Origin of the sequence: Chryseobacterium oryzae (genome assembly GCF_022811665.1) — a bacterium.
Taxonomy (GTDB): Bacteria; Bacteroidota; Bacteroidia; order Flavobacteriales; family Weeksellaceae; genus Chryseobacterium; species Chryseobacterium oryzae.
Genome location: NZ_CP094529.1, coordinates 190,813 through 207,346 on the forward strand (window position 1 = coordinate 190,813; position 16,534 = coordinate 207,346).

Genomic DNA, 16,534 nt, shown 5'->3' on the forward strand with positions numbered 1-16,534 from the left:
AATTATTAAATTATGAAAAAGTTTTTTTTATTATTATCATTTTTTGCTTTATTAACGTCTTGCAAAGATGCAATTGATATAACACAAGATGCGGAGATTAATGATATTCCTACAAGATTTCAAAATGTAGAAGATATGCAAAGATTCATTAATGGAGCGGTTTATCCTGCCTTTAATCCATTAAATGAAATATACTTTACATCTATTTTTACGGATGAAGTTGGATTTGGTCCTAGTAGTGTTAGTACTGATGATATTTTAACGCATAGATTTGTTTTAAACTCAGCTAATGGTTCTGTAGCAGGTATTTGGACGCATAATTATAATATTATTAATAAAGTTAATATTTTAATTAAAGGTAGTACTTATGTTAACTTTAATTCTTTATCTACTGGAGACAAAAATTTATATTTAAATATTTTGGCTCAAGCAAAAGCAATGAGAGCGTTAGCTTACACTACTTTAGAATCTTATTTTTCTACAGATATGAAGGATCCAAATGCTTTAGGAGTTATATTATCAACTGAACCTGCTGATATATTTGGTCCGAAACTACCAAGAGTAGCAAACTCTAGTATTTTTCAGTTAATTGAGTCTGATTTAACATATGCTTTAGCAAATGCTAATACAACTACAGTAAATACGGGTTCTGTACCAGTGCAAAATTCACTAAGTAAAGGAGCAATCAATGCAATAGCTGCAAGATATTACAATTATAGAGAAGATGATAATAAAGCTAGAACGTATGCAACTGCTGCAATTACTACTAGTGGATTATCATTATCTAGTGCATCGGTTTATCCTACAATTTGGGCAGATACTGCAAGAGGTGAAATAATTTGGTCACTATATCGTCCTAATAGTACAACAGGTAGCTGGTCTAATATTGCAAGTCTTTGGACTACCAATACAACAGATTTAGATGGTTCTGTTAACTGGGATATGGGTAGAAAATTATACAACCTTTTTGGTAATTCAGATGTTAGAAAAACTGCATTTGTAGATGCAACATCTATTTTTGAATATCCATCATCTTTCGATCCTCGTAATAGAGATGTAATTGTAATTAATAAATATCCTGGAAAAACTAATGCAGCTTCTGCGGCTTTACTTCTTAGAAATGATATTAAGATGTTTAGAGTTTCAGAAATGGCTTTAATTCTAGCAGAGGTAGCGGCTAGACAAAATGATTTTGCTACAGCAGCAAATTATATAAGTGCTATTCAAGGTGCTAGAAATAATGACCCTTCAATTACAGTTACCTATACAACAGCACAACAAGCGTTTAGAGGAATTTTAACTGAAAGAAGATTAGAGTTATGTTTTGAAGGTCATAGATATGTAGATATTAAAAGATTGGGTGGTACAAATAGAGCAAATATAGGTGTTGATAGAGATGCTTACGATGATACTGATACTACAATGCCACTTACATTACCTGCTTCTGATTACAGATTTACTCTTCCAATTCCATTAAACGAATTAAACTCAAATCCAGTAACACAAAATCCAGGATATAATTAAAATTAGTTTATTTATGAAAAATAATATTTTATCAATACTATCAACACTAACAATACTTTTATTTGTTACAAGTTGTAAAGATGAGCCAGTGGTATATGATGGCGATGCATTTTTGCATTTCAATAAAGGTACAGAGACAACAGCCGTTGTAGAAGCAGGTTCTGGCTTTAAGACAGTAACGGTAGACTACGGAACTGTGCAAACGTTAAGTTCGGACGCACAAGTAACTCTAGTTGCTGATAAACAATTCAGTACAGCAGTTGAAGGAACAGATTTCCAAATTGTTAATCCTACGCAAACTTTGCAAGCAGGTAAAATAAGTGGTCAATTTCAAGTTAGATTGCTAGAATCAGGAGCAACTACTTCTTCTAAACTTATCATTTTGAGATTGAAATCTAATACCATTGCTAATGCAAATTTTAATCAAACTTATGTAATAAGTTATACAAAAAAATGTCCTGTTAGCCAATTATATGGTAACTTTACAAATACAGAAACTTGGTTTAATGATCCAGGGGGAAATTTTTCAATTGTTGAAAAGACTCCTTTAGACACTCAGAATCCTGCTATCGTGGTAAAAGAGTTTTTTGGAGCAGGAATGGATCTTGTTGCACATTATAACCCTCTTACTTACGTAGTTACTGTAGATAACCAAAATACTGGAGTTTACAGTGCTACAAATGGAGGATACGTTTGGGCTAAACAATCTACTGATGCTACTCAAGTTTCATATTTTAACCCTTGTACTAGAGAAGTAAGACTTTTTGTAAACTACGCTATTCCTAACGTGGGTGGTTGGGGTAACCAAAAAGAAACTTTTATTGGTAATTAAAAATTATATCATAATATAACGAATATTGATATAATATAATTTCAAATATTTTTAACCAAAGCATTAATTTGCTTTGGTTTTTTTTGTACTTTTAATAAAATTTATCTAAAATAAATAGCACAAGAAATTAAATTTAATAATATGAGAACATACATTAAAATAAGTATTTTAGCTATCAATGTATTTGTGGTTAATAATTTAATAGCTCAAGCAACCAACACTCCGTCTTTGTCAAACAATGGAGGTTCTTTATTTTCAGATCATACATTGCATGATTTGAATTCTGTTACATCCAAAGATAAACCTTTAACTTATGAAGATATCAACGGAACTCCTTATTATGACAAATTTTTTAAATCGGCTAAATTTACTTTTGATAACAATTCTGAAATTGCTTTGGCTCGATATAATGCTTATAGAGATGAAGTAGAATTTAGAAAAGGTGATGAAATTTTAGCTTTAAAACCAGCTAATGTTAAGAATATTTTTTTTCAAGATTCTGGTACCACAATGGTTTATTTTGATGGTCCCAATGAAAATGAGAAAGGCTATTTTTTTGAACTTGTAAATGGTAATAATTCTTTATATAAGAAAGTACATATTAAATACAATGAGTTTGTTCCAGCAGCTAATTCATATTCTTCAGATAAACCAGCTAATTTTTCGAAGGCGGATGTAGTTTATTACCTTAAAACTAAAAATGCTTTTATTAAAATTTCTAAGAACAATAGAGATTTCCTTTCTAATTTCGATTCTAATAAAAATGATATAAAATCTTTTATTAATTCAAATAAAATTAAATTAGAGAATGAGAATGATCTCATTAAGTTGGTAAATTATCTAAACAAATAGATATTCTTTGTATCGTACAAACTGTATATATTATAAATTATTAATCGATATGTTTGTATTCTTAATAAATCTGATTAGGTTATAAAAACGACAAATTTTTTCTTACCTATTCTTTATAAAAATTAAAAATTGCAATTTGCAATTTTTAATTAAAGATATTACGAGGCCTAATTAATATAGAAATTAATTAGGCTTTCTTTTTCTCTAAATATGTTCTTACTTAGTAATACAATAGAGTTTAGCAGTTTATTAATATTCTCGGTTTCAAAATTTTTATCTAAAAATTTTGAAACCACGGCTTATATATGCTATAGGTCTTTATTTCCTTTTATTTCTTACTTTTGCCTAACAAAAAATATTCATGAAATACCTATTGCTCATCATATTTTTCTTCAGTTTTTCTGCTGAAGCACAATTTGTTAGAAATAAAAAAGATTCTAGTAGTGTTGATAAGAAAAAGTCTGACACTTTAATAGTAGACTCTGGAAAAAAAGATTCTCTGAAAATTTTTAAGCCAACCATTAATGATTATCAATATCAAACACAGTTTTCTGAAAAGAAAATTTTTGATACGGTTATGACGTATAACAAGACGTTCATTTTTTCTCAATATAATAATCGTGATAACTTTGGGCGTGCGCAATTTGCAAATATTGGTAGTGGATTTAATCCTCTCTCTTATGAATTCAATCCAGAGCAGAATCTTTCACTGCTTCCATCAAATAAATCTTACGGTATAGTTGGTATCAACGATGTTAAATATTATGATGTTAAGACACCTACAGCAACTTTCATCTATCATACCGCGATGAAAAATGGTGCTGCTTTGCAATCTACTTATACTCAAAATATCGGTAAACAGTTCAATTTTGCGATAGATTATATGGGACTTAGATCGCAGGGTTTTTATAGAAATGCTTTAGCTACAAATAATAACACTATATTTTCGGGGCACTATATTTCTAAAAAAGGCAACTACGAACTTTTCGCTCATTACATCCATCAAAACGTAAATAATCAGGAAAATGGTGGTATTGTAGATGATGATCTTTTCATGTCTGGCGAAAAACAAATCAAAAACAGACAATATGCATTAGTTAATCTACAGGCAACAAATTCTAAGTATTCATACAGAAGATATTATTTAAGCCATCAGTTCACCCCTTTTAATTCGGAAAAATTTCCTTTTAGAATTAGGCATACACTTTTCAATCAGGGAAATAAATATTACTACCATCAGGACAATATAGAGAATTACTGGTTTGTAAACCCTCAGGATCTTATTAATGGCTTTCCTCTTTCCACCAAAAAATATTCTAATAATTTCAGTAATACAGTAAGTCTTGTCTTCGATAATGAACGTTTTAAACTGGATGCAGGTGTAAGATATCAAAATTTAAAATTTGGAATTACAGATAATATTTTATCTAATATAGATATGCCTTCAGAACTGAAAGAGAACAGGATAGGAGCTGTTGGTAATATTCAAATAAAATTATTTGATAAGTTTGAGTTGAAATCCTTTCTGGAAATTTCTAAAGGCAGTCAGTTTGGTAATTATCTCAGAACAACCAATAACGTGAAGTTTGAACCTATAAAAGATTACTTTGTAGATGCAAAAGTAAATTTCCAAAGTTCTTACCCATCATTTAATTATCTTGCTAATACTTCAATCTACAGAAATTTTAATTATTTTCTTGCAGATGCTAAAAACCAGTCTGTAACAGAAATTGGCGGAAGTTTACATCTTAAGTGGTTTCAGTCTCAGTTATTTGCTAATTATTTCAGGATAGATAATTATACTTACTTTGGATCCGACTCAAAACCTAATCAGAGCTCTAATTCGCTTAATATTTCTCAGATAGGAGGAGATGCAACTTTTTCTTACGGAAAATTCCATTTGAATACGCGCTTGCAGATTCAGAATGTTTTAACCAATAAAGAGCTTATGCCATTACCAAGCGTTATTGGGAGGGCAGATTTTTTCTTTCAGTCTAAAGCATTTAAAGGAGCTGCAGAAATACAGACCGGAGTAAAAGTTTACTATTTTTCAAAATTTGCTTCGAGAGAATATTTTCCTGTTCTTAACGAATATATCTTGCCAAGAGACAATTCTTTTTCTATAGGTGGACAGCCAATTGCAGATCTATATTTTAATATGAAGGTGAAGAAAATGTTTTTTTTCATAGAAGGTCAGCAAATAGGAACTTTAATCTCACATAACAAGGCTTATGCATTTCCTCACTATCCAATATATGATTTTAGATTGAATATTGGTATTGTTTGGTATTTGTTCAACTAAATAATTAGTCGATATAGCTGAATTGTTCTATAAATAGCCTTTAACATTAAATATTAACTTTTGAAAACAATAAAAAAAATATCATTTAATGATATAGAAAGCATTCCTCAACTTGTAAAAGATTTTCTTAAATCTGATATTGAGGGTTTTGAAAATGCTGTTTTTTCAAAAAGAAACTTTGAAAATCAAATTCAAAGGAAGCAAAACTCTTTTTCTCAGGAAAAAAGAATGATTCTTGCCGAGACCATAGAAAATCAACTTTCTGAGTATATTCTTACTTCAAAACAATCTGAAAATTTAGGTTATCTAAGATCGAACAATACTTTTACCATAACAACAGGACATCAGCTGAATCTTTTTTCGGGACCGGTTTTTTTTATTTATAAAATTTTGCAGACGATTAAAACCTGTACTTATTTAAAAGAAAATTTTCCGGATTATAATTTTGTTCCGGTATATTGGATGGCTTCTGAAGATCATGATTTTGAAGAAATAAATCACTTTAAAACTGAAAATAATTTTTATGAAATCAATGAAAAAAGTGGTGTTGTTGTAGGCAAGATTAAAATTAGCGATACTTTTTTTATTTCAGAGTTTGAAAAGGAATTCAGAGATACTGTTTTTGGAACGGAACTTACTTTAATGCTGAAGGAAGCTTACAAATCCGGAAATACGTTAACACAAGCGATACGGATTTTAGTTCAGAGAATATTTTCGAAATATGGTTTATTGATTTTGGATGGCGATAATAAAGCATTGAAAAATGAAATGGTCGAGGTTTTCAAAAATGAATTAAAACACTTCCGTTTACAACATGCTTCAAAAGAAAAAGTTGAATCTCTTACAGAAAAATATGGTAAAGTTCAGGTAAATCCCCGCAAGATTAATTTGTTTTACCTCACAGATACAAGAGACAGAATTGATTTTGATGGCGTAAAATATTTTGTGGTAGACAAAAATATAGAGTTTACTCCAGAAGAAATTTTTGAAGAGCTAGAAAATCACCCGGAAAAATTCAGTCCGAATGCTTTAATGAGACCGGTTTATCAGGAAACTGTTCTTCCTAATCTCGCCTACATAGGTGGAAATGCAGAAATTATGTATTGGCTGGAATTAAAGGATTATTTTAACGAACTCAGTTTACCTTTTCCTATTCTTATACCGAGAAATTCGATGCTTTTTTTATCTGAAAAGATTCTGAATAAAATAAACAAACTCGATCTTTCTATAGAAGATTTTTTTGGGAACTTCACAAAACTGGTTAATGATAAAATTTTGAATGATAACAAAATTTTAGATGTGCTGAATAGCCGAGAAGAAATACTTCATAAACAATTTTCCGAAATAAAAGATTTGGCACAACTCACAGATCAATCATTTGGCAATCTTGTGAAGGCTGAAGAAACCCGACAGACAAAATCTTTTGAAAGAATGAAAAAAAGACTTTTAAAAGCTGAAAAAATAAAACAAAATGAACTGTTGGAACGTCTGGAAAATCTTTTTCTTGCTGTGCATCCGGCTAAATCATGGCAGGAAAGAGTCTATAATTTCAGCGTTTTTTACTCAGATTTTGGTTCAGAATGGATAGATTTCTGTTTGGATGAAATGGAGGTTGAAGAATCGAAACTGATAATTGTTGCCATTTAATTTTAAAGAAGTATTTTTGTAAACTATAATATAGATTATGATAAAGAGGTTTTTTGTATTATCTGGTTTATGTGTTTTTCTAAGTATGTCTGCACAGAAAACTCATACCGTTGTAAAAGGCGATAATCCTTACAATATTTCCAAAAAATATGGGATTACGGTTGAAGAATTGCTTAAAATGAACCCAAAAGTAAAAGACGGAAAACTTTCTATTGGGGATACTTTGAGTGTGAAAGCTGGAAGCAATACAGGGGTTAAAACTAATTCTGGTTCCAAAACCACTCAGTTGGGTAAAATTGTTCTGCAGCCTAAACAAACCATTTATGGCATTACCAAACAATACAAAATTTCTGAAGAAGAACTAAGAAGGTTAAATCCAGATTTAGATTCTAATATGAAGATTGGCAATGAAGTGGTTCTCCCTCTTGAAAATGTTAAAAAATATGGCGGAGCTTCGGTAATTTCTTCTGCAAAACCAGTTGAAAGTTCTTCTAACACTTCATCAAGCACAAAATCTAAAATAGATTCGGATATAGACAAATCTTCGCATTCAGTCTCAGATAATTCTCAGGATGAATATGCTACTTATACTGTAGAACAAGGCGATACCGTTTTTTCCATCGTTAATAAATTCGGAATTACAATAGACGAATTGGTTGCCTTAAATCCAGATCTTGCCAAAGGTCTTAAAGCGGGAATGGTTTTAAAAATAAGAAAACTTGATCCTGGTTATATAAAGAAGAACGGAGATGCTTTAAGCGTTGTTTTGATGTTGCCTTTTGGGTACAGTACCAATGAAACTCAATACCGATCCATGGCTTTAGATTTTCTTACGGGAGCTAAATTGGCAATCGAAAGAAATGCAGCTTCAGGGCAGAAACTGGATATTAAAATTGTAGATTCCGGAAATGAAAATTCTTTTAAGAGTTCGCTTTCTCAAATCAATACCAATAATACAGATCTTATTATTGGGCCATTTTTCAAGTCTAATGTTATAGATCTTTTAGATTTTACTAAAACTCAAAAAATTCCTGTAGTTGCTCCATTTGCAAATTCTTCAGAATTATATGGTTACAGTAATCTTATCATTTTAGAAACTACAGATCAAACCTATGCAGATAAAATAGCTGAAGAAGTTAAAAACGCATATTCTAATCAGAAAATCTATATTTTGGCAGATGCAAAAAAAGAAAATGCCAATTATCTGAAGTCAATTCTTGAAAAAAATTTGAAAAACGCAAATATCATCATTGTAAATTCAGCATCAGAAATTCAGCTCGACCAAAATATGATGACGGGACAATCTGCTCCTGTTATTGCTGTCTTGGCAAATGATAATGACGCTGTGGGAGAGGCTTTTTCAAACAAAATGATTGCTCTCTCTAAAGAAGTTCAGGGGATAAAAGCATTCAGTATGTACTCCACCCCAAGTTTTGAGAAAAAAATTGACGATTTAAGTCAGGCAAGTTTGGTGTATCTTATGGATAGAAAGATAGATACAGACGGAAGATTCGAAAAAGAAGTTTTAGCAGCTTATAAGACCAAATATTGTAAAACACCAGGGAAATATGCCATTATTGGCTTCGATGTGGTAAACGATATGCTTACAAGAGAGAATAAAAGAGGTGAAATTTTTAAACAAATCAATAAAGTGCAGACTCAGTTGGCAACTAAGTTTGAATTTGTAAGAACAAAGTCTAACGGAGCTTACATCAACAAAGGTTTCCGAGTGATAAGACTGGTACCATAATTTTATCTTTATTTACATAATATATTATATTTGCATTAATATTTAAATTTATAAATGAAAGCACTTGTATTTCCTGGGCAGGGATCGCAGTATGTAGGAATGGGAAAAGAATTATACGATTCCCGAAAAGACATCAAAGATTTAATGGAATCTGCCAATGAAATTTTAGGGTTTGACATCCTTTCACTCATGTTCAGCGGAACCGATGAAGATCTTAAAAAAACAGAGGTTACTCAGCCTTCTATATTCATCCATTCTGTGGCTGCTTTAAAAGCTATCAATGGCTTAGGTGCAGAAATGGTTGCAGGGCATTCTTTGGGAGAATTTTCTGCTTTAGTGGCAAATGGAGTTTTGTCTTTCGATGATGGATTAAAATTAGTTTCTGAAAGAGCTAAGGCAATGCAGGAAGCATGTGATGCCAATCCTAGCTCTATGGCAGCAATTTTAGGTTTAGAAGATGCTGTAGTTGAAGAAATCTGTGCTTCAATTAGCGGAATTGTTGTTCCTGCAAATTATAACTGTCCTGGGCAGCTTGTTATTTCTGGGGAAACTGTGGCGGTAGAAGAAGCTTGTGTAAAATTAAAAGAAGCTGGAGCTAAAAGAGCATTGCTTTTACCTGTAAACGGAGCATTTCATTCGCCTTTAATGAAGCCGGCACAAGAAAGATTGGCTGCTGCTATAGAAAACACTAAATTCAGAAAAGCTACCATTCCTGTTTATCAGAATATTACAACAACTGCTGTTACAGATCCGGATCAGATTAAGAAAAATTTAATCGAGCAATTAACCGGTTCGGTAAAATGGACTCAATCTGTACAGAATATGATTAAAGATGGGGCTTCTCATTTCGTAGAAGTGGGTCCCGGGAAAACTTTACAAGGATTAATTAAAAAAATTAATAGCGAAGTAACTTCTGCTTCAGCAATTTAAATAATAATATGGGCGAAATATATTCACCGGGAAAGCTGATGCTTACTTCAGAATATTTCGCTGTAGATGGAGCTCTTGTTCTGGCTGTACCCACAAAGCTAGGACAAGAGTTTTTTTTTGAAGAAAAGCAAGATTCAGCATCACATGTTTTTTGGGAAGCTTATCACCAGAATAAACTGTGGCTGAAAGCAATCATCAATTACAAAAATTGGGAGGTTTTAGAAACCAATCTTCCTTCGAGTGCGGAATTTATCTTGAAAACACTCAAAAATGTTCAGTCTCTCTCAGGAACTAAATTTCAGGCAACAGATTCTTATTGTCTAAAAACAAATCTACAGTTTCCACCCGATTATGGATTGGGAAGCAGTTCTACACTGATGAATAATCTTGCAGAATGGGCAGAAATCGATCCGTTTCAGTTAAACGAGATTAGTTTGGGAGGAAGCGGATACGATATTGCTGTTGCCAAAGCGAAATCTTCCGTGCTTTATCAGAATAAACCTAAACCTCATTTTGAAAGTATTCAATATTCACCAAAATTTAAAAATCAACTCATTTTTATTCACCTGAATCAGAAGCAGGATAGCCGTGAGGGAATTCGTCTTTATAAGTCAAAAAATAAATCTCAAAATTTAATTGATGAATTTTCTAATCTCACAAGAAATATTTTATTATGTAATGAATTGGAAAATTTTTCTCAATTAATGATATTACATGAGCAAAGAATTTCAGATTTTATTGAAATTCCGACAGTTAAGTCTGTTTTTTTTGAAGATTGCCCTGTTTTTGTTAAAAGTTTAGGCGCTTGGGGTGGAGATTTTGTAATGACAGCAAAATTTAGCGGTTACAAGGACTATTTTTGGGACAGAGGTTTTAGCACTATTTTCGATTGGGATGATATAATTTACTGAAATTCAATGATATAAATCTTCTTATTTTTATTTGCCATTTTCGCTTATATGTTTATATTTATCAACGTTTAACAATTAGTTCACATTAAATTGTTTAAACCAAAAAAAAGAAACAGAAAATATAAGTAAAATGAAAAACGCTAAAATCATCCAAGATTTGCAAAAATTAGGGATTAGAGGAGATTACGAATTAATTTATAATCCTTCTTACGAAGAATTATATCAAGCGGAAGTTTCACCTGATAATCAGGGTTTTGAAAAAGCTGAACTTACAGAATCTGGAGCAGTGTCTGTAGAAACAGGTATTTTCACTGGCCGTTCGCCTAAAGACAGGTACATTGTTCAGGATGACGTTACAAAGGATACTATTTTCTGGGATGGTAAAGTAAACTTACCCACTACACCTGAAATTTTTGACTCTTGCAAAGATTTAGTTTTAGATCAGCTTTCTTCTTCAAAAAAAATCTATGTTGTAGATACTTTTTGCGGAACGAACGAAGATACAAGACTGAAAGTAAGATTTATAATGGAAGTTGCTTGGCAGGCTCACTTTGTAACGAATATGTTTATCCGTCCGTCGCATTATGATCTTCAAAATTATGGAGAACCAGATTTTACTGTTATCAATGGTTCAAAAACTACAAATCCAAACTGGGAAGAACAGGGATTGCATTCTGAAAACTTTATCATGTTCAATCTTACCGAAAAGCTTCAGATTATTGGCGGAACTTGGTATGGTGGAGAAATGAAGAAAGGGATGTTTGCTATGATGAATTATTATCTTCCGCTTAAAGGAATGGCGTCTATGCACTGTTCTGCAAACGTTGGTGAAAAAGGTGATGTAGCACTGTTTTTCGGACTTTCCGGAACAGGGAAAACTACTTTGTCTGCAGATCCTAAGAGATATTTAATTGGAGATGACGAACATGGTTGGGATAACAAAGGGGTTTTTAACTATGAAGGAGGTTGTTATGCGAAAGTAATTGACCTTTCTGAAGAAAAAGAACCGGATATTTTCAGAGCAATCAAAAGAGATGCACTTCTTGAAAATGTGGTTGTAAAAGACGGTGTTTGCGATTATTCTGATGGTTCTATCACAGAAAACACAAGAGTTTCTTATCCTATATATCATATCAACAAAATTGTATTGCCTTCTAAAGCGGGACATGCTCAGAAGATTGTTTATCTATCTGCGGATGCTTTTGGGGTATTGCCTCCGGTATCTATTTTGGATGAAAACCAGGCACAATATCACTTCCTTTGCGGTTATACTTCTAAATTAGCAGGAACAGAAAGAGGAATTACTTCTCCTGAACCGTCGTTTTCACCTGCTTTTGGCGAAGCGTTTTTAACATTGCACCCAACGATGTATTCAAAAACATTAATTGGTAAAATGAAGGAGCATGGTGCAAAAGCTTATTTGGTAAATACAGGTTGGAATGGTACAGGAAAAAGAATTTCGTTAAAGGATACCAGAGCGATTATTGATGCAATTATAGACGGATCAATAGAAAATGCAGATAAAACTGTTATTCCTATCATGAATCTTGAAGTGCCAACTTCTCTGCCTAATGTTACAGAAGGTATTTTAGACCCTCGTAATACTTATAATGACGTAGCAGAATGGGAAGATAAGGCTAAAGATCTTGCTGCAAAATACATCAAAAATTTTGAACAGTATTGCAATAATGAAGAAGCAAGGAAGCTTATTTCTTCAGGACCTCAACTAGTAGAACAGACGATTTAATAATTGTAAAAGACGCTCCAAATTTTTGGAGCGTCTTTTTTATTTAAAATTAAAAAATCATAAATTAGTTATAAAAAAGCTATAAATTTTTGATAATTAACACTTTATGTTTGTTTGTGATATTTGTATTCAATTTACATATTATTTGTAATGATTTTAAATTTAACAATTAATAATTAATTATTTAACAATCCATTGGGTTGTTTGTTAGTCATAATTTAATCTAAATGAAAGACGGTGGTATTTACTGATTCCATACTCTTTTAATGCCTGCTGATGTTTTTTTGTTGCGTACCCAAAATTGGTATCCCAGCCATAATGAGGATATTCATGGTGAAGTTCCATCATTAGTTTATCTCTATAATTTTTTGCCAAAATAGATGCTGCAGCAATCGATAAAAATTTAGAATCTCCTTTGATGATGCACTGGTGTGGAATAAAGTTGTAAGGGTGAAATTTATTTCCGTCTACAAGTATAAGTTCTGGTCTTATCGTAAGTTGGTCTAAAGCTCTGTGCATCGCATGTATACTTGCATTCAGAATATTATGTTCATCAATAAAAGCAGGCGGAAGTTCTGAAATTGCATAGCATTTTACATTGTCTTTTATATATCCATCTAGTTCCATTCTTGTTTTAAAGTTAAGCTTCTTAGAATCATTAATAAGTCTTTGTTCGAAGTTTTCATCAACGATTACTGCTGCGGCTACAACAGGTCCGCTCAAACATCCTCTCCCCACTTCATCGCAACCTGCTTCAATGTAATTTTCTGACCATTTCTTTGCTAATTCCATAAAATACGTAATACTCTAGTTTATGTAATGTATGTATTATTGTGCTTTATAATTACTAAACTTCTTGAAGCCAAAAATAATGAATTCCATTTAAGTTAACACAAATATAATTTCTTTATAGATAATTATTCATATTTACCGCCTTCGGGCGGTTTTTTTATTTACGTATATTTGCTTTTTCAAATTAGAAATAATGAATATTAAAAATATTATAGAACAAAAACTGGCAGAGGTTATTCTTAATGTCTTTCAGCTTAAAGATATACACCTTGAAGTTCAGGAAAATAAAACCGAATTTGAAGGAGATTTTACAATTGTAATATTTCCTTTAGTGAAACAGTTAAAGAAAAGTCCGGAAACTATAGGTATGGAAGTAGGAGAAGCTTTAACAACACAGACAGAACTCTTCGAAAGCTTCAATGTAGTTAAAGGTTTTGTAAATGTAAAAGTTAAAACTAATCTTTTCGTTGAACAGTTTAAAGGGTTGAATGAATTTTTTTCGACTATAGAAAAGAAAAATGCAACTGTAATGGTAGAGTATTCTTCACCCAATACTAATAAGCCATTGCATTTAGGACACATCAGAAATAATCTGTTGGGATTTTCTGTGGCGAAAATTTTAGAAGAAGCTGGTTATGATGTGATTAAGACTCAAATCATCAACGACAGAGGAATTCACATCTGTAAGTCTATGTTGGCTTGGGAAAAATTCGGAGAGGGAAAAACACCTGCAATGCAGAAGATTAAAGGAGATAAATTTGTAGGGAATTATTATGTTGAATTCGATAAACATTATAAACAAGAAATTGCTGAACTTGTAGCCCAAGGTATTTCTGAAGATCAGGCTAAAAAAGATGCCCCATTAATGAAAGAAGCACAAAAAATGCTTTTGGATTGGGAAAACGGAGACGAAAAAGTAAGAAACCTCTGGAAGGAAATGAATTCTTGGGTGTATGAGGGTTTCAATGAGACTTATCGTAGATTAGGTGTAGATTTTGACCAGGTTCAGTACGAAAGTAATACTTATATTTTAGGAAAAGATCTTATTCAGGAAGGTTTAGATAAAGGTGTTTTATATAAGAAAGAAGACGGTTCGGTATGGTGCGATTTAACGGATGAAGGCTTAGACCAGAAATTATTGCTCCGTTCGGATGGAACTTCGGTTTATATGACCCAGGATTTGGGAACGGCTGTAGAGCGTTTTAAAGATAACAATATTCAGAAACTGATTTATACTGTAGGAAATGAGCAGGATTATCATTTTCAGGTTTTGTTTAAAATTTTAGGTAAACTTGGTTATTCTTGGGCAGATCAGCTGTACCATTTGTCTTATGGAATGGTTGAACTTCCGAACGGAAAAATGAAATCCCGAGAAGGAACTGTTGTAGATGCAGACGATCTGATGCAGGAAATGCACAATATTGCAAAAGAAAAAGCGGAAGAATTAGGAAAACTCGAACATCTTAGTGAAAAAGAAAAAGAGAATAATTATGAGAATGTAGGAATTGGTGCTCTAAAATATTTTATGCTGAAGGTAGATCCGAAGAAAAAGATGCTTTTCAATCCGGAAGAAAGTATAGATTTTAATGGAAATACAGGGCCATTTATACAATATACTTTTGCCAGAATTCAGTCCTTGCTTGTAAAGGCAGATTATCATTACCGAGAAATCTCTGATGTTGAGCTAAATCAGTCTGAAAAAGAATTAATTTTGCAGCTAGCAAATTACAAACCTATTGTTGAGAAAGCGGCAGAAGCCTTAAGCCCAGCCTTAATTGCCAATTATGTATACGATTTGGTTAAAACGTATAATTCTTTTTATCAAAGTAATCCGATTTTGAATCAGGAAGATGAAAATCTAAAACAGATGAGACTGAATCTATCTAATCTCACTGCAGAAACCATCAAAAAATCCTTACAATTACTCGGTATACAAACCGTAAACAGAATGTAAAAAAAACTAATCCTCCTGAAATTTTCGGGAGGATTAGTTTTTTCATTAATGAATTAGTTATACGAAATAACTTTTTTCATCATCCTATTTTTATGTTTTGTCTGTTGTAAAAAACCACATTGCTTCTTACATCAAAGAACAAAATTTCGAAAAATAAAAAAAAGAAAATTACGGTTTTCCGTAAGGCTATTCTAAAATAAAGGTTATGCTTCTAATATTTCAATGCCTAAAAATTTAAAAGTTTATTTTGAAGAAATGATTTATGAAGAAGCAATATTCTTAGTTTGGCTGTCTCTATACAGTTTTGCACTGCTCCATTTAGCGTGTTTCGAAGGTTCTATACGAAGACCTCTTTTATAAGTATAGACTTTGGTAAATTCAGCACCGAAAAAAATAAGCATACAGGAATAGTTAATCCACATCATAATCAGAATTACCGTTCCTGCAGTTCCAAAAGCTGAAGTTGGTTTAAACTGGCTGAAATATAAACTCAGCAAAAATTTACCAAGAGTAAAAAGTACCGCTGTAAGCATAGCTCCTTTCCATACAGATTTCCAGCTCATTTCTACGTCTGGAAGTACTTTAAACATTAAGGCAAACAATAAAATAACAAGTCCGAATCCTACACCGAAATTGATAAGTTCTACAATGAGGTACGTTTCCAGACCAAAATATCGGGTAATAAAATCGTTAAAAAGACTAATAAGAGAAGACATTATCATGGTAATCATCAGAAGAAATCCCAATATGAGAATCATTCCCAAAGAGTTGGCACGATCAATAAGAAATTTAGCAAATGCCTTTTTGGGAGCTGCTTCTACATCCCAAAGGTTATTTAAAGATTTCTGAAGCTGAAAGAACAGGGTAGTAGAACCAAATACCAAAGAGCCTATTCCCACAATTTTCATAAATATATTTTCTTTATCAATTAATGCTCCTGCAATCATTTCCTGTATGCTTTTAGCAACATCCTGTCCCATCATTCCGCTAATTTGAGAACTGATTTGTCCGCGTATGGCTTCTTCACCAAAAAAATATCCGGCAATCCAAATAATAATAATAAGTAACCCCGGAATCGAAAATATGGCATAATAGGCAAGACTGGCAGAATCGCCGGAAGCACTGGAGTTATTCCATTCAGTAAAGGTTTCTTTAACAGTTTCCCAGAAAAATTTCAGTTTTTTCAGCATAACTATAATGTTTGTGTAAATGGTGTATTGTTTCTTTACAATATTCAAAATAAAAATATTGTTGGTGTAAAAGTGCACGCAAAGATTGTTCCTTTAAGACAAA

The 16,534-nt window shown here is 32.1% G+C and carries 12 protein-coding genes; 10 read left to right on the forward strand and 2 right to left on the reverse strand.

Annotated elements, in window-relative coordinates; genetic code table 11:
- The first annotated feature begins 12 nt into the window (after window positions 1–12).
- The 9 genes from MTP08_RS00910 (at window position 13) to pckA (ending at window position 12,495) form a co-directional block, all read left to right on the forward strand.
- Window positions 13–1,524, forward strand: a complete 1,512-nt coding sequence (locus MTP08_RS00910; protein ID WP_243576675.1) for a RagB/SusD family nutrient uptake outer membrane protein — start codon at window positions 13–15, stop codon at window positions 1,522–1,524.
- A gap of 88 nt (window positions 1,525–1,612) precedes the next feature.
- Window positions 1,613–2,356, forward strand: coding sequence for a hypothetical protein (locus MTP08_RS00915; RefSeq protein WP_243576676.1), 744 nt, complete (start codon window positions 1,613–1,615; stop codon window positions 2,354–2,356).
- Window positions 2,357–2,497: 141 nt separating this feature from the next.
- On the forward strand, window positions 2,498–3,208 hold the full coding sequence (locus MTP08_RS00920; RefSeq protein ID WP_243576678.1) for a hypothetical protein: 711 nt from the start codon (window positions 2,498–2,500) through the stop codon (window positions 3,206–3,208).
- Window positions 3,209–3,569: 361 nt separating this feature from the next.
- Window positions 3,570–5,510, forward strand: a complete 1,941-nt coding sequence (locus MTP08_RS00925; RefSeq protein ID WP_243576679.1) for a putative porin — start codon at window positions 3,570–3,572, stop codon at window positions 5,508–5,510.
- A 60-nt stretch (window positions 5,511–5,570) separates the two neighbouring features.
- Window positions 5,571–7,157, forward strand: a complete 1,587-nt coding sequence (bshC, locus tag MTP08_RS00930) for a bacillithiol biosynthesis cysteine-adding enzyme BshC (protein ID WP_243576680.1) — start codon at window positions 5,571–5,573, stop codon at window positions 7,155–7,157.
- An 85-nt stretch (window positions 7,158–7,242) separates the two neighbouring features.
- Window positions 7,243–8,907 (forward strand): amino acid ABC transporter substrate-binding protein, encoded by a 1,665-nt coding sequence (locus MTP08_RS00935; RefSeq protein WP_243576681.1) that lies wholly within the window; start codon window positions 7,243–7,245, stop codon window positions 8,905–8,907.
- 54 nt (window positions 8,908–8,961) lie between these two features.
- A complete protein-coding gene (fabD, locus tag MTP08_RS00940; RefSeq protein ID WP_243576682.1) occupies window positions 8,962–9,837 on the forward strand; it encodes an ACP S-malonyltransferase in 876 nt (291 codons plus the stop codon).
- Window positions 9,838–9,845: 8 nt separating this feature from the next.
- A complete protein-coding gene (locus tag MTP08_RS00945; protein ID WP_243576683.1) occupies window positions 9,846–10,748 on the forward strand; it encodes a GYDIA family GHMP kinase in 903 nt (300 codons plus the stop codon).
- A 130-nt stretch (window positions 10,749–10,878) separates the two neighbouring features.
- Window positions 10,879–12,495, forward strand: a complete 1,617-nt coding sequence (gene pckA, locus MTP08_RS00950) for a phosphoenolpyruvate carboxykinase (ATP) (protein WP_243576684.1) — start codon at window positions 10,879–10,881, stop codon at window positions 12,493–12,495.
- Between the two features lie 207 nt (window positions 12,496–12,702).
- Here the strand turns inward: pckA and MTP08_RS00955 are convergent, their stop codons facing one another.
- Window positions 12,703–13,287 (reverse strand): ribonuclease HII, encoded by a 585-nt coding sequence (locus MTP08_RS00955; protein ID WP_243576685.1) that lies wholly within the window; start codon window positions 13,285–13,287, stop codon window positions 12,703–12,705.
- Window positions 13,288–13,480: 193 nt separating this feature from the next.
- Between MTP08_RS00955 and argS the strand changes: the two genes are divergently transcribed.
- Window positions 13,481–15,241, forward strand: a complete 1,761-nt coding sequence (gene argS / locus MTP08_RS00960) for an arginine--tRNA ligase (protein WP_243576686.1) — start codon at window positions 13,481–13,483, stop codon at window positions 15,239–15,241.
- 260 nt (window positions 15,242–15,501) lie between these two features.
- Here argS and MTP08_RS00965 read toward each other — a convergent pair whose 3' ends face one another.
- Entirely contained in the window at window positions 15,502–16,431 is a 930-nt protein-coding gene (locus tag MTP08_RS00965) for a YihY/virulence factor BrkB family protein (RefSeq protein ID WP_243576687.1), read from the reverse strand.
- Between the last annotated feature and the right edge of the window lie 103 nt (window positions 16,432–16,534).